The organism is Streptomyces sp. NPDC048337, assembly GCF_043201175.1.
Lineage (GTDB): Bacteria > Actinomycetota > Actinomycetes > Streptomycetales > Streptomycetaceae > Streptomyces.
Genome location: NZ_JBICYR010000003.1, coordinates 147,139 through 171,503, shown reverse-complemented (window position 1 = coordinate 171,503; position 24,365 = coordinate 147,139). Strand labels below are relative to the sequence as shown.

24 protein-coding genes are annotated in these 24,365 nt (G+C 72.0%); 8 read left to right on the top strand and 16 right to left on the bottom strand.

All coding sequences use genetic code 11. From position 1 onward, the window contains the following. Positions 1-68 precede the first annotated feature (68 nt). The gene (locus tag ACGFYU_RS06515; RefSeq protein ID WP_393826134.1) at positions 69-719 is read left to right on the top strand and encodes a hypothetical protein; all 651 of its coding nucleotides are present in this window, start codon (positions 69-71) and stop codon (positions 717-719) included. 24 nt (positions 720-743) lie between these two features. Here ACGFYU_RS06515 and ACGFYU_RS06510 read toward each other — a convergent pair whose 3' ends face one another. After that, a complete protein-coding gene (locus ACGFYU_RS06510; protein ID WP_393826133.1) occupies positions 744-1,199 on the bottom strand; it encodes a GNAT family N-acetyltransferase in 456 nt (151 codons plus the stop codon). A gap of 42 nt (positions 1,200-1,241) precedes the next feature. On the opposite strand from ACGFYU_RS06510, the gene ACGFYU_RS06505 reads away from it, so the two are divergent. Further along, complete coding sequence (locus tag ACGFYU_RS06505; RefSeq protein WP_393826132.1) at positions 1,242-1,694, top strand: VOC family protein; 453 nt, start codon at positions 1,242-1,244, stop codon at positions 1,692-1,694. A 10-nt stretch (positions 1,695-1,704) separates the two neighbouring features. Here ACGFYU_RS06505 and ACGFYU_RS06500 read toward each other — a convergent pair whose 3' ends face one another. Next, positions 1,705-2,226, bottom strand: a complete 522-nt coding sequence (locus ACGFYU_RS06500) for a MarR family winged helix-turn-helix transcriptional regulator (protein ID WP_393826131.1) — start codon at positions 2,224-2,226, stop codon at positions 1,705-1,707. Between the two features lie 216 nt (positions 2,227-2,442). On the opposite strand from ACGFYU_RS06500, the gene ACGFYU_RS06495 reads away from it, so the two are divergent. Continuing rightward, positions 2,443-3,516, top strand: a complete 1,074-nt coding sequence (locus tag ACGFYU_RS06495; protein ID WP_393826130.1) for an alkene reductase — start codon at positions 2,443-2,445, stop codon at positions 3,514-3,516. Between the two features lie 338 nt (positions 3,517-3,854). Here ACGFYU_RS06495 and ACGFYU_RS06490 read toward each other — a convergent pair whose 3' ends face one another. The 4 genes from ACGFYU_RS06490 to cseB form a co-directional block, all read right to left on the bottom strand. Then, positions 3,855-6,389 carry an ABC transporter permease gene (locus tag ACGFYU_RS06490; protein ID WP_393826129.1) on the bottom strand — a complete coding sequence of 845 codons (2,535 nt, stop codon included), beginning with the start codon at positions 6,387-6,389 and terminating at the stop codon, positions 3,855-3,857. A 79-nt stretch (positions 6,390-6,468) separates the two neighbouring features. Then, positions 6,469-7,230, bottom strand: a complete 762-nt coding sequence (locus tag ACGFYU_RS06485) for an ABC transporter ATP-binding protein (protein WP_393826407.1) — start codon at positions 7,228-7,230, stop codon at positions 6,469-6,471. A 179-nt stretch (positions 7,231-7,409) separates the two neighbouring features. After that, complete coding sequence (locus tag ACGFYU_RS06480) at positions 7,410-8,645, bottom strand: sensor histidine kinase (RefSeq protein WP_393826128.1); 1,236 nt, start codon at positions 8,643-8,645, stop codon at positions 7,410-7,412. 38 nt (positions 8,646-8,683) lie between these two features. Further along, positions 8,684-9,424: a two-component system response regulator CseB gene (gene cseB / locus ACGFYU_RS06475; protein ID WP_393826127.1), complete on the bottom strand. Its 741-nt coding sequence runs from the start codon at positions 9,422-9,424 to the stop codon at positions 8,684-8,686. 173 nt (positions 9,425-9,597) lie between these two features. Between cseB and ACGFYU_RS06470 the strand changes: the two genes are divergently transcribed. Further along, positions 9,598-10,623, top strand: coding sequence for an alpha/beta hydrolase (locus ACGFYU_RS06470; RefSeq protein ID WP_393826126.1), 1,026 nt, complete (start codon positions 9,598-9,600; stop codon positions 10,621-10,623). A 22-nt stretch (positions 10,624-10,645) separates the two neighbouring features. Here the strand turns inward: ACGFYU_RS06470 and ACGFYU_RS06465 are convergent, their stop codons facing one another. The 6 genes from ACGFYU_RS06465 to ACGFYU_RS06440 all read right to left on the bottom strand — a co-directional run bounded on the left by ACGFYU_RS06465 (position 10,646) and on the right by ACGFYU_RS06440 (position 18,709). Continuing rightward, positions 10,646-11,782, bottom strand: a complete 1,137-nt coding sequence (locus ACGFYU_RS06465) for a substrate-binding domain-containing protein (RefSeq protein ID WP_393826125.1) — start codon at positions 11,780-11,782, stop codon at positions 10,646-10,648. 45 nt (positions 11,783-11,827) lie between these two features. Beyond that, entirely contained in the window at positions 11,828-12,829 is a 1,002-nt protein-coding gene (locus tag ACGFYU_RS06460) for an ABC transporter permease (protein ID WP_393826124.1), read from the bottom strand. Next, complete coding sequence (locus ACGFYU_RS06455) at positions 12,826-14,376, bottom strand: sugar ABC transporter ATP-binding protein (RefSeq protein WP_393826123.1); 1,551 nt, start codon at positions 14,374-14,376, stop codon at positions 12,826-12,828. Before ACGFYU_RS06455 ends, ACGFYU_RS06460 begins: the two co-directional genes overlap by 4 nt. A 110-nt stretch (positions 14,377-14,486) precedes the next feature. Then, positions 14,487-17,249: a SpoIIE family protein phosphatase gene (locus ACGFYU_RS06450; RefSeq protein ID WP_393826122.1), complete on the bottom strand. Its 2,763-nt coding sequence runs from the start codon at positions 17,247-17,249 to the stop codon at positions 14,487-14,489. Between the two features lie 103 nt (positions 17,250-17,352). Further along, the gene (locus ACGFYU_RS06445; RefSeq protein ID WP_393826121.1) at positions 17,353-18,279 is read right to left on the bottom strand and encodes a cyclase family protein; all 927 of its coding nucleotides are present in this window, start codon (positions 18,277-18,279) and stop codon (positions 17,353-17,355) included. Between the two features lie 19 nt (positions 18,280-18,298). After that, positions 18,299-18,709, bottom strand: coding sequence for a YciI family protein (locus ACGFYU_RS06440; RefSeq protein WP_393826120.1), 411 nt, complete (start codon positions 18,707-18,709; stop codon positions 18,299-18,301). 142 nt (positions 18,710-18,851) lie between these two features. On the opposite strand from ACGFYU_RS06440, the gene ACGFYU_RS06435 reads away from it, so the two are divergent. Genes ACGFYU_RS06435 through ACGFYU_RS06425 form a run of 3 tightly spaced genes read left to right on the top strand, consistent with a single transcriptional unit; the run spans position 18,852 to position 20,092 of the window. Then, complete coding sequence (locus ACGFYU_RS06435; protein WP_393826119.1) at positions 18,852-19,289, top strand: MarR family winged helix-turn-helix transcriptional regulator; 438 nt, start codon at positions 18,852-18,854, stop codon at positions 19,287-19,289. Further along, positions 19,286-19,699, top strand: a complete 414-nt coding sequence (locus ACGFYU_RS06430) for a hypothetical protein (RefSeq protein ID WP_393826118.1) — start codon at positions 19,286-19,288, stop codon at positions 19,697-19,699. Before ACGFYU_RS06435 ends, ACGFYU_RS06430 begins: the two co-directional genes overlap by 4 nt. A gap of 33 nt (positions 19,700-19,732) precedes the next feature. Beyond that, positions 19,733-20,092, top strand: coding sequence for a zinc ribbon domain-containing protein YjdM (locus ACGFYU_RS06425; protein WP_393826117.1), 360 nt, complete (start codon positions 19,733-19,735; stop codon positions 20,090-20,092). A gap of 5 nt (positions 20,093-20,097) precedes the next feature. On the opposite strand, the gene ACGFYU_RS06420 is transcribed toward ACGFYU_RS06425, so the two are convergent. From ACGFYU_RS06420 to ACGFYU_RS06405, 4 genes are all read right to left on the bottom strand, one after another. Further along, positions 20,098-20,466, bottom strand: a complete 369-nt coding sequence (locus ACGFYU_RS06420; protein WP_393826116.1) for a hypothetical protein — start codon at positions 20,464-20,466, stop codon at positions 20,098-20,100. A gap of 110 nt (positions 20,467-20,576) precedes the next feature. Then, positions 20,577-20,879 carry a ribosomal protein L7/L12 gene (locus ACGFYU_RS06415; protein ID WP_393826115.1) on the bottom strand — a complete coding sequence of 101 codons (303 nt, stop codon included), beginning with the start codon at positions 20,877-20,879 and terminating at the stop codon, positions 20,577-20,579. 59 nt (positions 20,880-20,938) lie between these two features. Continuing rightward, entirely contained in the window at positions 20,939-21,451 is a 513-nt protein-coding gene (locus ACGFYU_RS06410; protein WP_393826114.1) for a hypothetical protein, read from the bottom strand. A 105-nt stretch (positions 21,452-21,556) separates the two neighbouring features. After that, complete coding sequence (locus ACGFYU_RS06405) at positions 21,557-22,708, bottom strand: hypothetical protein (protein WP_393826113.1); 1,152 nt, start codon at positions 22,706-22,708, stop codon at positions 21,557-21,559. A 403-nt stretch (positions 22,709-23,111) separates the two neighbouring features. Between ACGFYU_RS06405 and ACGFYU_RS06400 the strand changes: the two genes are divergently transcribed. Further along, positions 23,112-24,326: a S8 family serine peptidase gene (locus ACGFYU_RS06400; RefSeq protein ID WP_393826112.1), complete on the top strand. Its 1,215-nt coding sequence runs from the start codon at positions 23,112-23,114 to the stop codon at positions 24,324-24,326. The last annotated feature ends 39 nt before the right edge of the window (positions 24,327-24,365 follow it).

Genomic DNA, 24,365 nt, shown 5'->3' with positions numbered 1-24,365 from the left:
CTATATATTGAACGCGTTCAGTTGAACGCGTTCAGGTCCAGGGGGTTTCGGTGGGGGAGCGTCAGAGAGTGTCGGCCCGGCAGTGGGCGTGGGCCGTGGCGGGGGTGGTCGTCGCCGTGTGCGTGGCGGTGTACGCGCTGATGTTCCCGTGGCACCTGCCCGGGTTCTTCGTGGTCAGCGCGGTCGCGGCCGCCCCGCCGCTCTTCCTGCGGCACCGTCCGAAGGCATTCGCCCGCGTGTGTGTCGCCATGGGGGTGGGGCTGCTGGCCTGGGGCCTGATCGGTGCCCTCGTCGGCCTGTTCCTCTTCCACCCGGCGGCGTTGCTGCTCCTCGTCGCGGCCTTCGTGGACGCCGCCAACCGCCCCGGCGCGTGGTGGCCGGTGGGCACAGCGGTCACGGCCGCAGCAGCCGTCACCTTCGTCTTCCTGCCGAACCCGCACCTGGATCCGGACAACGAACCACCACCCAGCTTCAGCGCGACTCTGGACTCCGCCGGCCGTTCCCGCGACCCGGAATTCAACCAGCGCAAGGAACGGCTGCGAGACTTCGGCGCCACCCGGACAGAGGTGTGGGAGGTGTCCGGGCAGTTCCAACTCCACGTGGGGATGCCCAGGAACTTCGCGGAGGGGCAGAGCCGGGAGGCACTCAGGGAGCAGATCGCGAGACTGCCGGGGGTCGTCGACGTCCGCTTCTGTACGTTCCACACGTGCGGCGGGTGAGCCGCCGGCCGCGCTCACTCGCCTTCACGTCCCGAGGGAGCCCGCGCCCAGCCGCCGCACCATGAAGACGTCGACCGGGTCCTGAGACTCCACGGTGAACCCGTGACGCTCGTACAGCCGCCGGGCGCCGCTGCCCTGCAGAACGTTCAGCCGGACCGGCACGCCGTCGGAGTCGACCCGCTCCAGCAGCCTCCGCAGCACGGCCGATCCGAGCCCCCTGCCCTGGATCCCCGGGTCGAGATAGAAATGCTCCAGCCACCGCCCGTCCTCGGCCGGGCGCACCGTGACGCAGCCCGCGAAGGCGCCGTCGGCCACGATGACCGAGGTGTGGTGCGGGGAGAACGAATCCCGCAGCCGCTGCCGGACCCGATGCTCGTCGAACCGCCCCAACCGCTCCAGATCCGGCCGCAACACCACCGCCCGCAGCTCGGCGATCGCCTCGACATCCGCCGCCTCCGCGGCACGCAGCGCCCACTCCATGGCCCGGAGTATCTCAAGGCCCGCAGTGGTATGACTGGCCACATGGCACTGAGCTGGAAATTGGTCATCGACAGCACGAACGCACCCGCCCTCGCCAACTTCTGGGCCGAGGCCCTGGAGTACGAGGTGGAAGACCCCAGCGCGCTCGTCGAACAGCTGCTGGCCGCCGGCCACATCGGCGAGGAGGCGGTGGTCGAGCACCGCGGCCGCAAGACCTTCCGCGGCTACGCCGCGATCCGTCATCCCGAGGACCCGTACGACCCGACGAGCGGCGTCGGCCGCGGCCGACGCCTGCTCTTCCAGGACGTCCCCGAGGCCAAAGCGGGCAAGAACCGCCTGCACATCGACATCCACAGCGAACCCGGCGGTCTCGGCGAGCTGGTGACCCGCCTGGAAGGCCTGGGCGCAACCCGCGTCCGGGAGTTCGACAAGGGCCCTGCCGGACACTGGTGGATCATGCGGGACCCGGAGGGCAACGAGTTCTGCGCGGCGTAGCCCGGCCGTCTCAGGTGGGGGGCGCCTGGCGCTCGACCGCGAGGACGAGTCGGTCCTCGATACGGGCCAGGACGCGGAGCATGGCGTCCTGTTCGTCCTCGCCCAAGCCCGCGGCGACGCTGTCTTCGAGCTCCGTCCAGACCTGCTCGACGTCCTTGCGCAGCGCGAGGCTGGCCGCGGTGGGTTCGATGATGGTGGCGCGCTTGTCGGTTTCGCTGGGGCGCCGACGGACGAAGCCCGCGACTTCGAGCCGCTTGACCGTACGGGTCATGGTGGCCGCGTCCGAGCCGAGCAGGCGCACGAGGTCCGTCTGACGCTGCGGGCCGAGGTCCCACAGCTGCATCATCACGAGCTCCTGCCCGGTGTGCAGCCCCACTCGGCGAAGGAGCTGCCCGGCGAGCATCCGGTGGAGCCGGGCGACCCGGAAGATCGCGTGGGTCATGGCTCCCGCCCGGATCGAGGGCGGCATGGGAGGGCGGGCCACGTCCGCGGGGGTGCCCGCGGAGGGTGCGGCGTCTGAGTCCTTCGACATGTGCTCACGGTCCTTCGTGCTGATTCCTGCTCGGCCAGGAAGATTCTATCGCCGCCTCTCGATCTCCGGGTGAGTGGCGCCTGCACACGGCGCAGCGTAGTTGCAGTGGCGTAGGTCACATTGAATTGGGAATCGGTCGGCGCATTTACTTGTTCGGACAAGTAATGCGCCCTGCCGGTGCATGCACTGCAACCGAGTCCGAACAGGAACCCGATCATGACCACACCCTTCGCCCCCTACGACCTCGGCGCCGTCCGCATGTCCAACCGGATCGTGATGGCCCCCATGACCCGCAGCCGCGCCTACGGCCCCGGGCAGACCCCGACCGACCTGATGGCGACGTACTACGCACAGCGCGCGAGCGCCGGCCTGATCATCACCGAGGGCGCGCAGCCGTCCGTCGTCGGTCAGGGCTACCCGGACACTCCCGGCATCCACTCCACCGAGCAGGTCGCGGCCTGGCGCAGGGTGACCGACGCCGTGCACGCCGAGGGCGGCTCGATCTTCCTGCAGCTGATGCACACCGGCCGGGTCGGTCACCCGAGCCTCATGGGCCTCACCCCGGTCGGCCCCTCGGCGGTCACGGCCAAGGGGCAGGTGTACACCCACGAAGGACCGCAGGACTTCGTCACGCCGCACGAGCTGACCGAGGAGGAGATCGCGGAGACGATCGCCGACTTCGCCGCGGCGGCACGCCACGCCATCGAGGCCGGCTTCGACGGTGTGGAACTGCACGGCGCGAACGGCTACTTGATCCACCAGTTCCTCGCCCCGAACTCCAACCGGCGCACCGACGCCTGGGGCGGCAGCCCCGAGCGGCGGATCCGCTTCGCCGTCGAGACGGCGAAGGCCGTGGCCGAGGCCATCGGTGCGGACAAGGTCGGCCTCCGCATCTCGCCCGCGAACCCCTACAACGACATCGACGAGAGCGACCGGCCGGACGTGGAGGCCACCTACACCGCCCTCGTGGACGCGCTCGCCCCGCTCGGCCTGGCCTACCTGCACCAGCTGGAGGCCGCCGACGTCCGCGACCTGGTCCTGCGCCTGCGCAAGGCATGGCCGGGCACCTTCATCCTCAACCCGTTCACCGGCGCGGACCCGACCGGCCCCGAGGCCCTGGCGCTCATCGAGGACGGCACCGCCGACCTGATCGCCTACGGGGCGCTCTTCCTCGCCAACCCCGACCTGCCGGCCCGCCTCGTCGCCGGCGGCCCCTTCAACACCCCCGACCGGGCCACCTCCTTCGGCGGCGACCACCGCGGCTACACCGACTACCCCGTCCTGACCTGATCGCGCCGGGTGAGGGTGCTCGCCGCCCGGCGGCCACCCTCACCGGCCGGGGAGGCGGCAGAGGGCCGTGTCCACCATCGACCCCCGCGGTGTACGTACGGGTGCCGCCCTCACGGCCCTTGACGCTCGCCGGCGCGGCGGGCAGGCCATCGGAGCGCACCAGAGCGCCCAGACCCTGCTGGACGCCATCCGGCCCGGCGGCGGCGAACGCCGGCGTCGGCGCCAGGGCACCCACCGTCATGACACCCGCGGCCACCGCGGCCACGGCCCGCCCACAGGGCGAACGAGCGCGCTACCCGGCCTCGGTGGCCGGGTGGCGCTGTGCTCCGGGGGAGTGGTTACTGCGCCGCCGTTGCGGCGGGGATGTCGACGCGGGCGGCCCTGTGGGCCGGCCAGAGGGAGGCGAGCAGCGCGCCCGCCAGGGCGATGAGCACGCCGAGAGCCAGGCGTCCCCAGGGCAGGACCAACGTGTAGCCCACGACGTGCTCCTGGAGGGTGCGCCCGAGTGCCCAGCCCAGGAAGACTCCCATGACCGTGCCGAGGGTCGCGCCGAGCCCGCCGAGGAGCAGGGCCTCCAGGCGGATCATCCGGGTCACTCCGGCGCGATCCAGGCCGAGGGCGCGCAGCGTGCCGATCTCCTTGCGGCGTTCGAGTACGGACATTGCGAGGGTGTTGGCGATACCCAGCGCGGCGATCGCCAGGGCCATGCTGAGCAGGGCGTAGAAGACGTTGAGCTGGTTGCCGATGTCTCCGCTGTCCCGGTCCCGGATGCCCGCCTGGTCGAGGACGGCCAGGGCGGGGTTGTCGCCGAAGGCGTGGGTGACGCCGGCGAGCGCGGCCCGGCCGGGGCCGCCGTCCGTGGCGACGAGGATCGCGTCGGTGTGCGGGGCGGAGTCGTAGCGCGCGACCAGGGAGTCGGGGGCGGTGATGCTGGGCAGCAGGTTGCTCTGCGGGTCCGCCCGGTAGATGGCTCCGATGGTGACGCTGCCCTGCTGGTCGTTCTGGCGTTGCAGCGGGAGGGTCTGGCCGACGTGCCAGCCGGCCTCCTTGGCCTTGAAGTCGGCCACGGCGATCTGGCCCTTGGCGAGGCAGTCCAGGGAGCCCTCGACCACGTCGTACCGCAGCAGCCGCCCGATGGTGGCGGGGTCGACGCCGGTCAGCACGGAGGAGATGCCGGCCAGGCGGTATTCGGTGGACTGGTTGAGCGGGCTGAACGCCGCGCCGGGCAGCTTCCTGAGGGGCTCCGCGGTGGCCGGGGTCATCCCCGTGCCGCCCCCGGCGGGCTTCACCAGGTAGTCGGCGGTGAAGTCGTGGGTGGTCGCACGGTCGAGGTACTGGGCGGCGGAGGCCCCGAGGACGGACAGGCCCGAGGCCAGGGTGAGCGCGATGGCGAGCGCGGCGGCGGTGGCGCCGGTGCGGTGCGGGTCGCGCACGGTGTTGCGGGCGGCGAGGTTGCCGTGCACCGGGTGGAGGCGGGTCAGCAGCGGCCGGAGCAGCGCGACGAACGGCCGGGACAGCAGCGGGATGAAGCCGAGGGTCCCGGTCAGGGCGAGGGCCGCGCCGAGGCCGATGACCATCCGGGCGTCCTTCCCGGTGGTGAGGGCTCCGTACAGCACGCCGACGGTGCCGGTGAGTACGAGCGCGGCGCTGAGGCCGGTGCGCAGCGAGCCGGCGCGCGCGGGCGCCGCGGGCTCGGCCGCGCCGAGGGCGGCGACGGGCGGGATGGCCATGGCCCGGCGGATCGGAAGCCACGCGGCGACCATGGGCAGGGCGGTCCCGACCAGCATCGACGTGATCACGGTGCCCGGGGTGAGGACCAGCGCGGCGGCCGGGGTGTCGGCGGGGGCGAAGAGCGTCTGCAGCAGGGCCGCGACCCCGGTGCCGACGGCGAGGCCGGCCGCGGAGGCGATCGCGCCGACCAGGAGGGACTCGGTCAGCAGGACGCGCCGCACCTGCCGGCGCGAGGCGCCGACGGCGCGCATCAGGGCCAGTTCCCGGGTCCGGCGGGCGACCAGCATGGTGAAGGTGTTGGAGATGAGGAAGGTGGCGACGAACAGGGCGACCGCGGCGAAGCCCAGCAGGATCTGGCTCATGGTGTCGCTGTCGGTCGTGGCGAGGTTCGTCTTGATCTGCGCGAGCCGGGCCCCGGTCACCGCGCCGGTGCCCTGGGGCAGCACCGGTTCGACCCGGCTGAGGAGCTGCTGCGGGTCGGTGCCGGGGGCGGCCGTGAGCTCGGCGTGCTGGTAGCGGTCAGGCTGGAGGAAGAGCCGCTGGGCGGTGGCGTTGGTGAACAGCGCCAGACTGCCCCCGGAGGGGAGCCGCATCCCGTCGGTGCGGAAGACCCCGCTGAGGGTGTAGGAGGCGGCGCCCTCGTTCGTGCCGACGCGTACGGTGTCACCGACGCGGTAGCCGCCCTGCGCGGCGGTGTTCTCGTCGAGGGCGACCGTGTCGTTGCCGGTGGGGCCGGAACCGTGGGTGAAGCGGTACGCGGGGTCCGTGCCGTCCGCTCCCGGGGCGAAGTTGCCACCCTGGTGGGACGGGCCGTGACCGATCGGCCGGCCGTCGCGGTCGGCGACGGCGGCGAAGCCGTCGACCCGGCCCGCGGCGACGGCGACGCCCGGGATCTTGGCCAGGGCGGCCACCGTGCCGGCGTCTATGCCGGCCGGCCCGCCGCCGCCGGGAGGGCCGTCGGACGAGACGTTGACGGCGATGCGTTCGTAGCCTTCGGTCGCGTGGGCGGTGGCGGAGCGGCCCAGGCTGTCGCCGTATACGAGGCTGCCGGTGATGAAGGTGACGCCGAGCATGACCGCGAACGCGGTCATCAGGAGGCGGGCCTTGTGCGCGAACACGTTGCGCAGGGCGGTACGGAACATGGGGTGCGGATCCTGGGAGGAGGGCTCGGCGGAAGCGAGCGGGTGGCTGGTTCGGTGGCGGCGAGGGCGCTACGGCGGATCAGCTGGTGCGGGCGCGGGCGTCGAAGTCCTTCATCCGGTCCAGGACCCGGTCCGGAGTCGGCCGTGTCATCTCATCGACCAGGCGGCCGTCCGCGAGGAAGACCACGCGGTCGGCGTAGCCGGCGGCGACGGGGTCGTGGGTGACCATGACCACGCTCTGGCCCAGCGCGCGCACCGAGTCGCGCAGGAAGCCGAGGACCTCCGCCCCGGCGCGGGAGTCGAGGTTGCCGGTGGGTTCGTCGCCGAAGATGATCGCGGGGCGGGAGACCAGGGCCCGGGCCACCGCGACGCGCTGCTGCTGGCCGCCCGACAGCTGCCCGGGCCGGTGGCCGAGCCGCTCGGAGAGGCCGACCATCGAGACCACGCGGTCCAGCCACTGCCGGTCGGGCCGGCGGCCGGCGATGGTCAGCGGCAGGGTGATGTTCTCCAGGGCGGTCAGCGTCGGCAGCAGGTTGAACGCCTGGAAGATGAAGCCGATCCGGTCGCGGCGCAACCGGGTGAGCTGGCGGTCGTCCAGCGTGCCCAGTTCGGTGGTGCCGATGCGGACGGAGCCGGAGCTGAACGAGTCGAGCCCGGCGGCGCAGTGCATCAGGGTGGACTTGCCGCAGCCGGAGGGGCCCATGATCGCGGTGAACTCGCCCTCGCGGAACGCCATGCTGACGCCGTCCAGGGCGACGACCCGGGTGTCACCACTGCCGTAGACCTTCGTCAGGTCGGTGACGGCGGCGGCCGCGCTCCCGGTCCCGGTCCCGGTGGTCAGGTGCGGCGTGAACGTGTCGAGCGTGTCGAGCGGGTGACGGGGATCGGCGGTCACGGGGACTCCTCTTCGGGTGCCAAGGGGTGCACGTCGAAGAGTGCCGGGTGCACGTATCGGAGCCTGGGCCGCCGTGTATCGGCGTTCGCGCGCTGCGTATCGGTTCTGTAGCGGGGGGCGAAGGGTCAGGCCGGCAGGCGCAGCGTGGCGACGGCGCCGCCGTCCGGGGCGTTGTCCAGGCGCAGCTCGGCACCGAGGAGCCGCGCCTGGCCCAGGGCGATGGTCAGGCCCAGGCCGTGGCCCGAGCCGCGCTCCGCCGCGCCCGTGTGGAAGCGGCGCGGGCCCTCGCGCAGCAGGTCCGGGGGAAAGCCGGGGCCGTGATCGCGTACGACGACGGTACGGCCCTCGACGGTGACCTCCACGGGGGTCTCCCCGTGCCGGTGGGCGTTGATGACGAGGTTGCCGACGATCCGTTCGAGGCGCCGCGGATCGGTCTCCACCGTCTGCGGGGTCCGCGCACCCCGTGCATCGGCGACGGCGACGCCGACCCGTGTCTCGAGTCCGGTGCGCGCCACGGCCTCGGAGACGACCGCGCCGAGCGGTACATGGGACCGGACCGGCTGCTCGGCGCCCGCGTCCAGCCGGGAGATCTCCAGCAGGTCCTCGACCAGGCCGCGCAGATCACGCACCCGGGCCCGGAGCAGATCCTCCGTCTCACCGGGCGGCAGCAGGTCCGCTGCGGCCAGCAGACCGCCGACGGGGGTGCGCAGCTCGTGCGCCACGTCCGCGGTGAACTGGCGTTCGGTGCGCAGCCGTCGGCTGAGGCTGTCCGCCATGAGGTCTACGGTCGCGGCGATGTCGGCCACCTCGTCGCGGCCCTTGGTGGGGCCGGTACGGGCATCCAGGTCCCCGGCGGAGATCCGGCCCGCGGTCTCGGACACCTGCCGCAGCCGGCGCCCCAGCACCCCGGCCCCGTAGACCGCCAGGGGCGTGGCCGCCGCGAGTGCGACCAGCGAGGCCACCGCCATGACCATGTCGAGCCGGCGCAGCTCGTGCAGCTCCGGGCTCATGTTGACCCGGAAGGCCAGCACCGGGCTGCCCGGGCCGGCGACCCGCTGCGCTGCCCAGGCCCTCGGGCCGACGTTCCCGTCGACGCGCCCGTCGTAGGCCGTGTGCCGGAGGCCGTCAGCCGGGCGGCGCAGTGCGGCGGGCAGATCGGCCGGATCGAGCTCGGCACCGTCCGCGAGGGTTCCGGTGCGCCGGTAGACGTCCATGGCCGAGTACACACTGTTGAAGGCCTGGGCCTCGGCCCGGTTCCGGATGTCCTGCGCGGTCCACTCGTGCACCAGCACGCCCACCGCCGCCGCGACCAGGCACGCCGTGGACGCGGCCAGCGCGGCGATCTTCCAGCGCAGGGGCACGCGGCCCGACCGCGGCCGGTGGGAGGGGCGCACCGCTCTCAGCGCCGGAGCTTGTAGCCGAAGCCGCGGACCGTCTCGATCCGGTCCCGCCCCAGCTTGCCGCGCAGCCGCTGCACACACAGGTCCACGACCCGGCTGTCCCCGTCCCAGCCGTAGTCCCACACCTCCCGCAGCAGCGTGTGCCGCTCCAGCACGATGCCCGGGTGGGCGGCGAACTCCAGCAGCAGCTTCAGCTCGGTCGGGGTCAGCGCCACCGGCCTTCCGGAGACGGACACCTCAAGCCCACCGGTGTCGATGGCCAGATCCCCGAACACGAGCACCTCACCCGCGTCCGCCGACGGCGCGGCGCCCGCGCCCTGCCCGCGATCCGGCGCCGGCGCGTACGTCGCGCGCCGCAGCAGCGAACGGATGCGGGCCACGAGCACGTACGTGTCGACGGGCTTGACCACGTAGTCGTCCGCCCCGGCCTCCAGACCGGCGACGACATCGAGCCCGTCGCCGCGAGCGGACATCATCAACACCGGCACCAAACTGCTCTCCCGGACCCTGCGGCACAGGCCGATCCCGTCCAGTCCGGGCAGCATCACATCCAGGATCAGCAGGTCGAAGCCCTCCTCGCGGAAGAGCTCCAGCCCGGCCAGTCCGTCGGCCGCGGACCGCATCTCATATCCGTAGCGCTCGAGGGCGACGGTGAAGGACCGGCGCATCAGCTCGTCGTCCTCCACCAACAGCACGCGCACAGGTCGCGAAGAGGCCGGGGCCGGGACGGACGAGGACACGGGCGCATGACTCCTGTTCGGGGGGCGTGAGGCATCGCCACCCTATGGCAGATATCGGGCGTGGCGCGTGCGCCATGGCCCGGCGGACCGAGCCGATGGACAACCAAGCGCTCCCTGATACGCGACCGATACAAACCCGCCAGGGGCCCCGGCGGTGTGATTGGCTACGCCGTATGGGTTTCAGGCGAGAGTTCCCCGGGCGTGCGGCTGTGCCCCCCTTCGACCCCGAACTGGGCGCCGCACTGGCGGCCCTGGGCGCGGAGGCGACGGAACCGATCACTCCGGACAATCTTGAGGCCCGGCAGGAGCGCGATGCCACGAGCCGGCCCCGGCCCACCGTCGGGGACCTGCGCGCCGACGGCCGTTTCGACGTGGTGGAGTTCCAGGTACCGGGGCCGCCCGGCGGGCCGGACGTCACGCTCGTGAGCGCGCGGCCGGCCGGGCTCGGCGGGCCGCTGCCCCTGCTGTACTACATGCACGGCGGCGCCATGATCATGGGCAATGCCTGGTCCGTGCTCCCGCGGATCCTCAGCGAGTGGGTCCTCCCGCTGGAACTGGCCGTCATCTCGGTCGAGTACCGGCTCGCGCCGCGCGCGCAGTACCCGCTGCCGCTGGAGGACTGCTACGCCGGGCTAGCCTGGGCCGCCTCGCACGCGGCCGAACTGGACATCGACGCCGACCGCATCGTCATCGGCGGCAAGAGCGCCGGCGGCGGGCTCGCCGCCGCCCTCTCCCTGCTGGCCCGCGACCGCGGCGGTCCGGAGGCGCTGGGCCAACTGCTGCTGTCCCCGATGCTCGACGACCGCGGCAGCACCTTCTCCAGCCATCAGATGACGGGCCTCGGCGTGGGGGACCTGACCTCCAACACGACCGCGTGGCAGGCACTGCTGGGAGAGCGCCACGGCGCCGAGGACCTGCCTCCCTACGCGGCCCCCTCCCGCGCCACGGATCTCGCCGGACTTCCCCCCGCCTACATCGAGGTCGGCTCGGCCGAGATGTTCCGGGACGAGGGGGTGGCGTACGCGAACGCCATCTGGCAGGCCGGCGGTCAGGCCGAACTGCACGTATGGCCCGGTGCCTACCACGGCTTCGACGGCATCGCCCCGAAGGCGACGCTCACCCAGGACGCCCGCAACGCCCGCACCCGGTGGCTCCGGCGCCTCCTCGCGCAGTCCCGTGCGGGGGACCGGCCGTCCTGACGGCCAACCGGGTACGGGGGCGTCACTTGTGCCAGATCTTCCGGTACGCCTCGCGGTAACCCGACGGATCCCAGGACGTGGCGCCGCCGCTGTTGTCGGCCGTGGCGATGTGGACCGGGGCGACGTAGCCGCTGGCCGGCCGGCCGGCGAACGCGCGGTTGAACTCGTCGACGATCTGCCAGCCCTGCTCGGCCAGCGGCTCGGGGACGGTGGCGGCCTGGAACTGCCCGCTGTCGATGCGCTGGAAGGCGGAGGGGTCGCCGTCGCCCGCGCCGATGTTGAAGGGCGGTCCGGAGCCCGGCTTGCCGGCGGCGCGGAGGGCCGGGGCGGCGTCGGCGAAGTAGAGGTCGTTGATGGCGACGGAGTACGTCCACTTGTCCTGGAAGCGGGACAGGAGGGAGGAGACCGCCTGGGGGGTGCGACTGCTCGCGTCCGGGATCGGGATGTTCTCGTACGTCAGCAGCCGCACGCCGGAGCAGGTGGCGAGCTCCTTCTTGATCAGGTCGGCCTTGTTCTTGGCGAAGGGGATCGAGTCGTCCGTGAAGAGGACGACTCCGGCGTCGCCGTGGGACCGGGCGATGATCCAGTCCGCGCTGATCCTCGCCACGTCCTCCACCTTCGTGGTGATGTTGGTGAAGAGCTCGGGGTCCTCGCTCGGGCCGGGGGAGTCCACCGCGTGCCACCCGATGAGCGGGATCCGCGCCGCCCGGGCCTGGGCCACCTGCTGCGAGGTCAGCCGGGGATCGAAACCGCCGATGACGATGCCCGCGGGTTTGAGGGTGACCGCCTGGCTGAGCGCGGCCTGGATGCCGGCGGGGGTGCCCTCGCCGTCGATCACCCGGAGGTCCCAGCCGATGACCTTCGCGGCTTCCTCGACGCCCTTGGCCACGCCCGCGACGCCGGGGTTGGTCATGGTCTGCGCGACGTAGACGAGGGTCCGGCTGGGCACCGCCGCGGGGCCGCTGGTCGGGCCGGTCCACGACGCGTCGGTGTTCTCGGCCCGTCGAACGGCCGTCTCGGCCTTCGCGAGTGTGGTGGGGCAGTCGGCGCTCGACGGCCCGGTGCCGGTCGATGGGCCGCTCCCGCAGCCGGCGGTCAGGGCGGCGGCTGCCGCGAGCAGGGCCGCGGCGGTGACGGTGGTCTTGCGGTTCGAGTACACGGTGCTCCTGGCGCGGGTGCGCGTACGAGGTGTTCCGGAGGCGTTCTAGCGGGGGCCGCGCAGGCGACGGCGGGCGGAGTAGCCGGCCAGGCCGACGGCGATGAGCAGGGTGCCGCCGTTGAAGAGCGGCGTGGCCCAGAACTGGGCGCCGAGCTGGCCGATGCCCGCGAGTCCGATGGCGAGGACGGAGACGGCCACAAGGGTGCCGAGCGCGTTGGCACGGCCGGGCCTGATCGTGGTGGACCCGAGCAGGGCGCCCACGAAGGCGGGCAGCAGGTAGTCCAGCCCGACGCTCGGGTTGCCGATCTGCTGCTGGGCGGCGAGCAGCACACCGGCGAAGCCGACGACCAGCCCCGATCCGGCGAAGGCGTAGACGGAGTAGGTACGGGTGGGGATGCCGATGATGCCGGCGGCGCGCGGGTTGGAGCCGATGACGTACAGGTACCGGCCGAGCGGGAGCCGCTCCAGCACCACCCAGAGGAGGGCCGCGACGGCGAGGACGTAGAAGGCGGGGACGGGCAGGCCGAGGAACCGGGAGACGTAGAGGTCGGTGAAGGAGGCCGGCAGGCCCCGCGGTCCCGGGACGATGCGGGTGCCCTCGGTGATCCAGCCGGTGCAGGCGTACATCATGCTGCCGGTGCCGAGCGTGGCGATGAAGGAGTCGATCTGCCCGAACTCGACGATGACGCCGTTGAGAGCGCCGACCGCCAACCCTCCGAAGACCACGGCGAGGCAGGCGAGGGGCCAGGGCCAGCCCGCGTTGACGATGAGCTGCATGACCATGACGTGCGCGAGGCCCAGCCCGTAGCCGATGGACAGGTCGAACTTGCCGGTCGCGATGGGGATCGTCGCACCGAGGGCCAGGATGGCGGGGATCGACTGGTTGGAGAGGATCGAGGAGATGTTGTCCCGGGTGGGGAAGGTGCCCGGCAGGGTGAGGGAGAAGACCAGGAAGAGCAGGGCGGCGAGCGCCAGGAGGCCGTACGTGCCGAGGGCGTGCCCGTGCAGGCGATCGACCAGGGACCGGGGCGAGGAAGGAAGGGTCATCGGCTCGTCGCGGGTCCGGTGACGGGGGGCATGGCCGAGGCGGTTCGGGTGAGTTCGGTGACGGTGAGGGCCGCGCCGGCCAGCTCGGCGCCCACGCCCCCGCGGACGAACACCAGAGCGCGGTGGCACACCCGGGCGACCTCTTCGAAATCGGTGGAGATGAGCAGAACCGCCAGCCCGGAGGCCAGCGCGTCGTCGAGCAGCCGGTAGATCGTCGTCTTGGCGCCGACGTCCACGCTGGCGGTGGGCTCTTCGAGGACGAGCAGCCGCAGGTTCCCGCGGAGCCACCGGCCGACCATGACCTTCTGCTGGTTGCCGCCGGACAGGGTGGCGATGGGCACCTCGCTGTCGCGGGGGTGCACCGAGAACCTGTCGATCAGGGCGGCGGCCTCGGCGCGCTCCCGCCGGGGACCGATCCAGTGCAGCGCCGGTACACGGGCTGCCCGGGGGTTCGCCAGGAAGTTCTCCCGTACGGTCAGTTCGGCGGCGCAGCCTTCCTCCTGACGGTTGGCCGCCACGAAGCCGACGCCGGAGTCGAGAGCGGCGCAGACCGTACGAGGGCGGTACGGGCGCCCGTCGAGAAGCACCCGCCCGCCGAGGATCGGCCGGGCGCCGGCGAGGGCGCGGCCCAGCTCCCTGTGGCCGGCGCCGGTCAGGCCCACCATGCCGAGGATCTCACCGGCCCGCAGGTCGAGGCTGACCCGGCCGGTGGACGCGGTCCGCACACCGTCGAGACTCAGGAGGGGCGGGCCGGCGGCGGGGCGGGCGGCGGGCGCGTAACCGGCCGGTTCGCGGCCCACGATGGAGCGCACCAGACGGGCGGGGCTGTGGCCGGTGAGCGGACCCCGGTCGACCACCCGGCCGTCGCGCAGGACGGCGAACGTGTCGGCGACCTCGTACACCTCGTCGAGCCGGTGGCTGACGTAGAGGATGCCGTGCCCCCGGTCCCGCAGGGCGTGCAGTACGTCGAACAGCCGCGCGCAGTCGGCGGCGGGGAGGGTGGCGGTCGGCTCGTCGAGGACGATGAGCTCGGCCCGTGTCGCCAGGGCGCGGGCGATGGCGACCAGCGAGCGCTCGGCCGGGGCGAGGTCGGCGATCCGGGCGTCGGGGTCCAGGTGCCCGGCGACGATCCGCAGGGCGTCGGTGCAGCGCTCCCGGGTCCGCCGCCAGGAGACCAGTCCGCGGCGGCGCGGGTATCCGGTGCCCAGGGCGATGTTCTCGGCCACGGTCATCCACTCGACGAGACCGAGGTCCTGGTGGATGAAGGACATGTTCCGCGTGGCGGCGTGCGTGCCGAGGGGGTGTCCGGCGACCGTCACCTCGCCCTCATCGGCGTGGTGCACGCCGGCCAGCACCTTGATGAGGGTGGATTTCCCGGCACCGTTGGGACCGAGCAGGGCGAGGACGCTGCCCCGGTGGATGTCGAGGTCGACCGCGGCCAGCGCGTGGGTGCCGCCGAACCGCTTGCCGAGGCCGCGCACGCGCACGAGCGGGTCTCCACCGAAGCGTGCGGGTGGGCTCATCGAGGTGTCGGGAGCGTCATGCACAGGCTTCTCCGGGGGTCGGCCTCCGAGTTCTTCCCGACTGCATGGGGGATTCTATGCCGATCTGCCCGCATAAGTACGGTATTACCTCGCCCGAACGCGCCGGTGACGGGTCACGCCGCTTCCAGTGCGCACTCGGCCCAGATCACCTTGCCGTCGGTGGTGTAGCGGGTGCCCCAGGCCTGGGCGAGTTGCGCGACGAGGAACAGGCCGCGGCCGCCCTCGTCGGTGGTGGCGGCATGGCGCATGCGCGGGGCGGTGCTGCTGCCGTCGTACACCTCGCAGATCAGGGCGCGGTCGTGGATGAGGCGTACCCGCAGGGGCCCGCTGCCGTAGCGCACCGCGTTCGTGACCAGCTCGCTGAGCAGCAGTTCCGTGGCGAAGGCGGACTCTTCCAGCCCCCACTGGCTCAGCCGGCCCACCGCGGCGGTACGGACGGCGGAGACGAGGGCCGGGTCGGCGGGCAGGTCCCAGGTGGCGATCCGCTCGGGGGGTACGGCGTTGGTACGGGCGACCAGCAGTGCGATGTCGTCGCCGGGGTGCTCGGGCGCCATGGCGTCGAGGACCGCTCGGCAGGTGTCCTCGGGGTCGCGGTCCGGGTGGGTCAGCGCGCGCCGCAGGTCGGCGAGGGCCACGTCGATGTCGCGGTGCCGGTCTTCGATGAGCCCGTCGGTGTACAGGACCAACTGGCTGTGTTCCGGGACGTCGATCTCCGCTGATTCGAACGGCAGGCCGCCCAGGCCGAGAGGGGGGCCGATGGGCAGGTCGGGGAAGGTGACGCTGCCGTCGGACCGGACCAGGGCGGGCGGAGGGTGGCCGGCGCTGGCCATCGTGCACCGCTGTGAGGTGGGGTCGTAGACGGCGTACAGGCAGGTGGCGCCGACGATGCCGGTGCTGCCGAAGGCCGGGTTGTCCCCGTCCTCCTCGCGGTCGAGGCGCACCAGGAGGTTGTCCAGGTGGGTGAGGAGTTCGTCGGGGGCGAGCTCCAGTTCGGCGAAGGTACGGGCGGCGGTGCGCAGTCGGCCCATGGTGGCGGCGGCGTGCAGTCCGTGGCCGACGACATCGCCGACGAGGAGGGCGACGCGGGTGCCGGAGAGGGGGATGACGTCGAACCAGTCGCCGCCCACTCCGGACTCGGCGGGCAGATAGCGGTGGGCGACCTCGACGGCGCCCTGTTCGGGCAGTCCGCGCGGCAGCAGGCTGCGCTGCAGGGCGAGGGCCAGGGTGTGTTCGCGGGTGTAGCGGCGGGCGTTGTCGATGCACAGGGCGGCGCGGGCGGCGAGTTCCTGGGCCAGGGAGCGGTCGTCGTCGCCGTAGGGGGCGGGGTCCTGCGAACGGTAGAAGCCGGCGATGCCCAGGAGGACGCCGCGGGCGAACAGGGGGACGGTGATGAGGGAGTGGATGTTGTGGGCGAGGAGCCGTTCGGCGTGCTCGGGGTCCTGGGCGATCCAGCCGAAGGCGGCCCTCAGGTCGGGTTCGAGAACGGGCTGTCCGGTGGCCACACTGCGCGCGTGGGGCGTGGTCGGGCTCAGGGTCACCTGTTCGCCGACCGGATAGAAGGGGCAGTCCTCGCGGATGCCGTGGACCACCGTGCGGTGCATTTCGGTGGGGTGGGCGGACTCCTCGCCGCGCAGCACCTCCTCGGGCAGGTCGATGGTGACGAAGTCGGCCAGGCGCGGGACCGCCGTCTCGGCCAGTTCCCAGGCGGTGCGGCCCACGTCCAGGGTGGTGCCGATGCGGTTGCTGGCCTCGGCCAGCAGCTCCAGGCGGCGTCGTGCGGCGACGGCGTACTTCCCGACCTCCGGCTCGCCCACCAGCACCAGCCCTCTGACCGTGCCTTTGGCGGAGGCGGCGGAGGCGGCGGAGGCGGTGGTGCCGGGTGCGGCGCGGGGGAGGCGGCCCGGCGGCGGGGCGCCGGGGGCCGGGGCGTGGGAGGGGGCCGGGGCGTGCCGCTCCGAGTCGTCGGGGAGCAGCGCCTCGATGACGACGCCCTCCACCCCGGAGGTGCTGGTCACGGGACGGCTCACGAGGGTGACCCGCCGGTCGTGGGACAGGGACACCTCGGCGGCGGCCCGCTGGGCGGCGGACATCAGCTCCGTGGCCTTCTGCTTGAGGACCATCTGGTCGTTCTGGTCCAGGTCGCTCTGGAGCAGGTCGTCCATCCCGAGGGCGTAGCCGTTGCGTGCGTCACCGCTGGTCCGGACATGGCTCCCCGCGTCGAGGTACGCCTGCAGCAGCCCGCGCTCGCGCGCCGAACTCTGCTCCATCAGCCGTCGTTCGATGGCTTCGGCCGCCCTGCGTACCAGGGGGACCAGCGCCGGATCCGCATCGGTGTAGGGATAGCCGAGGCACAGGACGCCCTCGATGTGCCCGCTGAGCTGGTCGCGAAGGGGGATGGCGGTACAGGCGCTCGACTGGGACCGCTCGGCGAAGTGTTCGGCGCCGTAGACCTGACACAGCCGCCTTTCCGCGAGCGTGAGACCGATGCCGTTCGTCCCCGCGAACTGTTCGGCGAAGACGAAACCGGGGACGCTCTGGATCGCGGCGAGACGGCTGACCATGGACTTCTCGCCGAAACGCCGTTCCAGCACCGTGCCGTGCCCGTCGGCGAGGCAGATGTTCATCTGACTGCCGGCGAACAGGGACGCCAGCCGGTCGAGCACGGGCCCGGCGGCGCGTACGATCCGGCCGTCCGGGTCGAAGTCCTCGGTGAAGGGGAGGTCGGATTGGTCCGGGGACAGCCCCAGCAGCCGGCTGCGCTGCCACGAGCTCAGGATCGGACTTCTCACGCTCCCCTCGACGGACTCGACCGATTCGCCGTGCAGGAATCGGTCACGGGAACGTACGGGGCCGATGCGGTCTCCCACGACCCCCATCTGCACCACTTCCCTCGCCGGAACCGCCCCGATCGACCGATTTGAGTATATTCCTCCCATTTTCTCGGTGGATATCCGAACGGGTGATCGGCCTGGCCGTTGATCACAGGATCGCGACCGGATTGACGGGCGAGCCCGTCCCGCCGGGGACGTTCAGTGGCGTCACGACGAGCATGAACTCGTAACGGCCCGCCTCGGCGCAGGCGGCGGAGAGCGGTTCGAGGTCGAGGTTGTCCAGCAGCGGCACCCCCATCGCGGTGACGGCGAGCACGTGGACGGGGGAGTGCAGCCCCTCGACGGGCGACGGCCGTACGTCGCTGTCCCCGTCCGCGCCGAGCAGGGCTACGGCCCGCTCGGCCAGCAGCGGCATGGCGTCCACGTGCCAGCCCGCACCGGCCGCGTCGGGATCCCAGGGGCCGAGGTCCCGGCGGCGGCGGAAGCGGCCGGAGCGCAGCAGCACCGCATCGCCGTCCCCGATCGCCACGTCGAGGGCCCTCTCCGCGGCGACGACGTCCTGCGCGCGCACCGCGTGCCCCGGTTCCAGCCAGGGCACCCCGAGGGCGGCGGGCAGGTCGAGGAGCACGCCCCGGGTGACCAGGGGGCCGAGCGCCGACACGGCGCCGAAGCGGGCGCCCCCGGCATCGATCACCTCGCGCGCCGGGTGGCCGTCGTAGAGTCGCCCTCGGTAGGCGACGTGCGACAGCGCGTCGAGATGGCTCACGCCCTTGCCGTGGTAGTCCACGGCGAGGAAGTCCTTGTAGACGGCCGGTTCGGGGGCCTCCACGTCGCCGAGGTCGGACATGTAGTGCAACGCGGGCTTCGCGTTGTCCGGCCCGGGCCGGGTGTCCCAGGGCAGCCCCATCGGCACGACCGTGCCGGACCGGATCAGGGCGGCGGCGCGCCGCACGTGGTCCGCCGTCACCCTGTTCCAGGCGCCGCGGTCGGCCGCCGCCCACCGGCCCCATGCGCGGACCGCCTCGAACAGCGCGTCGAACTCCGCGCGGGAGACCGGGGCGGGATCGGTGCTCATGTGCGCTCCGCGCCGTCGTTCAAGCGGACGGGGCCTCGCCGACCGGGCGGATGACCACCGGATACTCGGGCGACCCGTCCGGCACCGGGCACTGGGTGATCCGGGCCGCGATCTCGGTGACGCGGTCGAGGCCGGAGCACTCCAGCAGCCAGTAGCCCGCGGTCAGCAGGTCGCCGTCCGCGTACGGGTGGTCGGTGACCACCGGTTCGCGGCCGGGGGAGCCGGTGACGAACCGGGCCTCGGCCGGTGCGGTGAACCCCTGGGCGTCCAGCAGTTCCCCGGAGGCGGTGAGTTCCGAGTTGAGCTCGCCCATGAAGGCGACCATGGCCGTGATCTCGTCAGGGCTCCACCGGGGGGAAGCGGGCGAGGCCTTCCCCTCCATCGCGTCGTAGTCCGCCTGGCACGCCTGGACCGTCACGAAGTACTTCATCGGCACAGCCAACCACCTCGGAGTCGGCGCCGCCGGTCCCGAACCGGGCCCGATCGGTGTTTTCCCCCGAGAGGAGGGACCGCTTCAGGCTTGCAGTAAGTAATACGAAATCGTATAGTCCGAAATCATGAAGTCCGAATCCGTGTCATCTGAATCATCCGATTCATCCGAATGGTCGGCCCTGCTCGCGCTGCAGCGAGCCACCCACGCCACCCTGCAGGTGCTCGGGGCAGAGCTCGTCGACCTGGACCTGACCGCGTCCGAGATCAACGCGCTGGCCAACCTGGCCGACGGCCGCGGGCGGACCGTGTCCGAACTCGGCGCGGCCGTCGGAACCCGCCCCACCACGCTGACCAGCGTGCTGGACCGGCTGGAGCGGCGCGGCCACATCACCCGCGGCACTCGCCCGGGAGACCGCCGGGCGGTGCTCATCGAGCTCACCGCCTCCGGACGGCTGACCGCCACCACGATCCGGCAGGCCGTCACCGACCTGGAGCGCCGGGCGCTCGACGGCCTCCCGGCCGAGGCGATCGACAGCCTGCGCGCTGCCCTGCAAGCCCTGACGGAGGTGTCGGCATGACCCAAGGCGCCGCCGACTTCGAAGCGCTGATGGCCGAGGCGATGGCGGCCGCCGAGCGGTTCGGCCACCGGGAGCACGTCCACCTGACATGGCTGGCCGTGCGCCGGTTCGGCGTGCCGGCGGCCATCGAGCTCGTCAGCGACGGAATCCAGCGCACCGCCCGCTACGCGGGTGCGCCGCAGAAGTACCACGCGACCGTCAGCCGGGCCTGGGTGGAACTGGTCGGCCACCACACGGGCGAACACGACGAGGACGACTTCGCCTCGTTCGCCGACCACCACCCCGCCCTGTTCGACAAGCGCCTCCTGACCCGCTTCTACCGCCCGTCGACGCTCGCCGGCGCGCAGGCGAGGACCGGCTGGGTGGAGCCCGACCTCGCCCCGTTCCCGTGGCGTGGCCGGATATCCTGAGCAGCCCACGACCGAGCAAGGACAGAAGAACAGATGACGGCGAGCCTGCCCCCGTGCCCGAAGTGCTCCAGCGAGTACACCTACGAGATGAACGCCCTGATGGTCTGCCCCGAGTGCGCCCACGAGTGGGTTCCCGCCGCGGCCGGGTCGGACGACGCGGGCGCCTCTGGAGAGCGCGTGGTCAAGGACGCCGTCGGAAACGTGCTGAACGACGGCGACACCGTGACCGTCGTCAAGGCCCTCAAGGTCAAGGGCAGCCCGTCGGGGATCAAGGCGGGCACCAAGGTGCGCAACATCCGCCTGGTCGACGGGGTCGACGGCCACGACATCGACTGCAAGATCGACGGATTCGGCGCGATGCAGCTCAAGTCGAGCGTGGTCAAGAAGGCCTGACCTGCTCAGGCGGGGGTGAAGGCGTCCTCGGGTGCGCCGTCGAGGATGAATCCGTTGTCGAAACGGACGCGCACGGTGACGCGGAGCCCGTGCTCCTGGTAGGCGATCCAGTCGGGCCTGAGGCCACTGATCTCCTCTTCCAGCCGCTTCCTGCTCTCCGGCGGCATCGCCTGCCCGAAGGACTCCAGAAGTGACGCGAGCCGCTCGTACTCGCGTACCTCGTGACTCGGCCGGCCCTCGACGACCCGATCGACGGTGCCCTCGATCCCCGCCGCCAGCGCCAGCGACAGGGCCCCGGCCTCCGCCATCGCAGCGCTACCGATCACGAGGGTGTCCGCGGCCAACCTCACCCGCTGGCCTTCCTTCAAGGTCATGCTCCTTCTTCTCTCGGATGGATGCCGCTGTCCGCCCGGTGGGGCAGCGACCGTCGGCACGCGCGGGCGACAGCCCGCGTTGGTGCCATTGTCCGTGTTGACCTCGCCACTCATCGCCGACGGCTCGCGCGGCAGGTGCCCTCGGGCCACGGCCCCTGGCACGGCCCGGGATCAACGGGATCGGCCCCGCGGGCAATGGTGCGGTCACACCAGTCACACCGCACGGTCACCCGGGCGCCCGCGTCCTCAAGGCGCCCGGCGACCTCCTGCGCGACTTCGAACCACTCCGGCTCCATCACCGCTGCCGGCAGCTGGTCCAGCAGAACCCTGCTGTTCCAGAGACTGAGGCCCGTCACCGCTCGGACCGCACGGACCAGATCCAGCCGCCTGTCACCGACGTCCGTCAGCAGCACACGGAAGCCAGGCTCCTCCACACACCCTCCCCACCCGACCGAGCCGTCGGCCAAGTGAATCATTCGCCGGGTGTGCGCCACAGCGCGGCGGTCCGGCTGGTCGCCTTCCACAGGTCCGGGGTTACCGGTGGGGCGGGCCACACCTGGATCAGGTACTCCTCGACCGGGTCGCCCGCATCGCGCGGGTCGCCGTCGTCGCGGTTCCTGCCGTGGACGCGGATGCGGTAATCGCCCGGGCCGGGGAGGGTGAGACGGCCGGCCGGGTCCACCGCCGTGCCGGTCGTGGCGAAGTCGATGAACGCGGAGTGCCATGACACGGGCACCTCGGCCACGTCCTGCCACCCGTCCGGCTCAAGGGGCGGGGCCCCGTCCCAGAGTTGGGCCGTCACCGCGATGCGGCCGATCTCCTGCCCGCACAGGATGCGGGCGCTGCCGTCGTTCGGGTCGGCCTCGACCAGGCCGTTCAGCGTCCACTCGGGTTCGAACTCGGCCACGAGCTCCTCCTCCGTGAGGTCGATCGTGCCGGCGTCGACGTGGACGGTACGGGTGGTGGTGTGCTGCGGGGTGGGCATGCGGGGCCTTCCCTCGGTCTCGAATCGGAACGGGGCCGCACCCATGGTGGGTGCGGCCCCTGCTCCCGGTGTGCCGGTTCGGCGAAGTACCGGCGTACGGCCGCGTCAGTCGCTGCCGCAGCCCACCGGACCCATCGCCTGAGGCAGCGCCACCGCGCCCGCGGCCTTGAGGACGCGGACGTAGAACGCGTCGCCCTCCAGGACCCGCTGCCCGTTCAGCGACGCCTTGCGCAGGCTGCCCTCGCGGGAGTTGTCGCCCCCGTCGAGGAAGTGGCAGGAGTAGTCCGGGTTCCGGCTGGCCCCCTCCAGCGACTGGGCGAACGGGTACTCGTCACAAGCCAGCCCGCTGCCCGGCGGAGGCCGCGGCACGCCGCGGCCGCAGGCCACGTCACGGTTGGCGTCGATGATCGTGTCGTCGAAGGTGCGGTGCAGCGCGTACCGGGTGCCCGGTTTCCCCCACGGCTGGTCGAGGTTGCGCTGCGCCCAGTCGACGTGCCAGGCCACCGCGTCGACCCGCGGGTTGGCGGTGTCGAGCACCCACACGGCCGCGACGTCGGGATACACGCAGCCGCCCTTCGTGACGGGCGTGATGCGGGGCGTGCTGTCGCAGCGCGGCCGGAACGTTTCCCCGATGAGCGCGCTGCCCTCGTCGTGCCGGGGCGCGTCCAGGGTGGCGTACGGGCGGATGCTGTCCTTGGCCAGGGCCCGGCCCGGCGAGGACACGGTGAACTCGTACGTCCGCGTCTGGTTCGGGAACAGGAACTGCTCGCCCGACTCCTTCACGTCGCAGTAGTTGCACTCGAAGCCGACCCGGCCGTTGGTCAGCCAACCCGCCCACGAGGACGGGTCGGTCAGCCGCAGCTCGACCTTGTACTTCGACTCGTAGCGGTTGCGGGGGTCGAGGGTGGACGTGACCTTGGAATGCAGGGTCGCCCTCCCCGCGGGTGTTCCGTTGATCGTGTAGATCACCGGGATTTTCAGGTTCGAGCACGACTCGGTCCGGGTGAGCCGGATGAACCCTTCGGCACAGTCGATGGCCTGGGCGCTCGCGCCGCCCTCGCCGTCACCGTCGCCATCGGTGTCGGTGAGGGTGGTCGCCTTCTCCGGAGTACCCAGCGTGATGGCGAGCCGACCGGATCCGGAGTCGCTCGGTTCGGGCGCGGCGCCCGCCGGCGTGGCCACTGCCAGTGAGATCAGTACGGCCGTGCCGATGGCCGCGATGGCCGCGCGTGTCCTGCGTAACGGTCCTTTACCCATGCGGGTGAGTCCTTCGTCAGTCGAACGGATGGACCCGTGCATGCTCAAACGTTCAACAGTCGTAGGTCAACACGATGTTGAGATCTACCGGACCTCCTCACGCAAACCCCCCGAGGCGTACGCATATCCCGCACTTCGGCAGCTCGTGCCGGCGGCTGTTCGCGAATGCATCGGTAAGTGACGTGTATGTGTGGGTGGTTCGAAGAGTGTGGTCATTCCGAGGGGCCGGTGCGGAGGTCTCTTTGAGAAAGGTTGTTGAATAACGCTGACGCCCGGGGCGGCCTTGAACCAACTCCCGTAATCGGTCAGGGTTTCGAGCTGACCCCCGGAGATCTTTCGGCTCCAGCGGGGTTGCGCAGCACGCTTTGACGCCCCACACGTCAACACGAGGAGCACCCTCTTCATGTCAACTCATACGCACGCACGCACCCGTTCACGCGGCTTCCGGGTCCTTGCAGTGGCCACGGGAGTCGCCACTGCAACCGGTGTCTGCATGCTGTTGTCCCCCCTCGCCGGCGCGAACACCCCGGCCGAGGGAACGGTGTACGGGCTCGGCGCACCCGGTGCGCTCAGCGGCAGCTACATCGTCATCCTCGACAAGGACGCCGACAAACAGGCTCTCGCCAAGAAGTACGGCGGCGAGCTGCAGCGCACCTACACCTCCGCGGTCAACGGCTTCTCCGCAACCGGGCTTTCGGAGACCGACGCCAAGCGCCTCGCCGCCGACCCGGCCGTGGGCAAGGTGGTCCAGAACAAGAAGTTCTCCATCAACACCACCCAGGACAACCCTCCGTCCTGGGGCCTCGACCGCATCGACCAGACGGCGACCAAGGGGGACAAGAAGTACACGTATCCCGACGCGGGCGGCGAGGGCGTCACGGCCTACGTGATCGACACCGGCGTACGGATCAGCCACAAGGACTTCGGCGGCCGGGCCGCGTTCGGCTTCGACGCCGTGGACAACGACCAGACCGCCGACGACGGCAATGGACACGGCACGCACGTCGCCGGGACCATCGCGGGCACCTCCCACGGGGTGGCCAAGAAGGCCAAGGTCGTCGCCGTCCGGGTGCTCGACGACAACGGGTCGGGCACCACCGAGCAGGTCGTGGCGGGCATCGACTGGGTGACGCAGCATCACACCGGGCCCTCGGTGGCCAACATGAGCCTCGGCGGCGGCGCCGACGAGGCGCTCGACGAGGCGGTGCGCCGGTCGATAGCCGCCGGCGTCACCTTCGCCGTCGCGGCGGGCAACGAATCCTCCGATGCCGGGCAGGGCTCTCCCTCACGGGTCCCCGAGGCCATCACGGTGGCCTCCAGCACGGCCGACGACTCCCAGTCCTCGTTCTCCAACTTCGGCTCGGTCGTGGACCTCTACGCACCGGGCTCGGACATCACCTCCGACTGGAACGACAGTGACAGCGGTACGAAGACCATCTCGGGCACGTCGATGGCGACCCCGCACGTGGTCGGCGGGGCGGCCCTCTACCTGGCCGGGCACAAGGACGCGACGCCCGCGCAGGTCGCCCAGGCCCTGACCGCGGGGGCGACCCCCGGGAAGATCACCAACCCGAGCGCCGGAACCCCGAACAAGCTGCTGAAGGTGGACGAGAAGTAGTCGGACGCCCGTGAACGCGCCGGGGCCGTCGCACCTGAG

Excerpts from the sequence above, each read along its gene's own strand:
- ACGFYU_RS06500 (WP_393826131.1), bottom strand. The coding sequence starts at position 2,226 with ATGTCGAAGGACTCAGACGCCGCACCCTCCGCGGGCACCCCCGCGGAC.
- ACGFYU_RS06505 (WP_393826132.1), top strand. The coding sequence starts at position 1,242 with ATGGCACTGAGCTGGAAATTGGTCATCGACAGCACGAACGCACCCGCC.
- ACGFYU_RS06400 (WP_393826112.1), top strand. The coding sequence starts at position 23,112 with ATGTCAACTCATACGCACGCACGCACCCGTTCACGCGGCTTCCGGGTC.
- ACGFYU_RS06440 (WP_393826120.1), bottom strand. The coding sequence starts at position 18,709 with ATGAAGTACTTCGTGACGGTCCAGGCGTGCCAGGCGGACTACGACGCG.
- ACGFYU_RS06450 (WP_393826122.1), bottom strand. The coding sequence starts at position 17,249 with ATGGGGGTCGTGGGAGACCGCATCGGCCCCGTACGTTCCCGTGACCGA.
- ACGFYU_RS06495 (WP_393826130.1), top strand. The coding sequence starts at position 2,443 with ATGACCACACCCTTCGCCCCCTACGACCTCGGCGCCGTCCGCATGTCC.
- ACGFYU_RS06425 (WP_393826117.1), top strand. The coding sequence starts at position 19,733 with ATGACGGCGAGCCTGCCCCCGTGCCCGAAGTGCTCCAGCGAGTACACC.
- ACGFYU_RS06445 (WP_393826121.1), bottom strand. The coding sequence starts at position 18,279 with ATGAGCACCGATCCCGCCCCGGTCTCCCGCGCGGAGTTCGACGCGCTG.
- ACGFYU_RS06430 (WP_393826118.1), top strand. The coding sequence starts at position 19,286 with ATGACCCAAGGCGCCGCCGACTTCGAAGCGCTGATGGCCGAGGCGATG.
- ACGFYU_RS06410 (WP_393826114.1), bottom strand. The coding sequence starts at position 21,451 with ATGCCCACCCCGCAGCACACCACCACCCGTACCGTCCACGTCGACGCC.
- ACGFYU_RS06460 (WP_393826124.1), bottom strand. The coding sequence starts at position 12,829 with ATGACCCTTCCTTCCTCGCCCCGGTCCCTGGTCGATCGCCTGCACGGG.
- ACGFYU_RS06470 (WP_393826126.1), top strand. The coding sequence starts at position 9,598 with ATGGGTTTCAGGCGAGAGTTCCCCGGGCGTGCGGCTGTGCCCCCCTTC.
- ACGFYU_RS06490 (WP_393826129.1), bottom strand. The coding sequence starts at position 6,389 with ATGTTCCGTACCGCCCTGCGCAACGTGTTCGCGCACAAGGCCCGCCTC.
- ACGFYU_RS06405 (WP_393826113.1), bottom strand. The coding sequence starts at position 22,708 with ATGGGTAAAGGACCGTTACGCAGGACACGCGCGGCCATCGCGGCCATC.
- ACGFYU_RS06420 (WP_393826116.1), bottom strand. The coding sequence starts at position 20,466 with ATGACCTTGAAGGAAGGCCAGCGGGTGAGGTTGGCCGCGGACACCCTC.
- ACGFYU_RS06510 (WP_393826133.1), bottom strand. The coding sequence starts at position 1,199 with ATGGAGTGGGCGCTGCGTGCCGCGGAGGCGGCGGATGTCGAGGCGATC.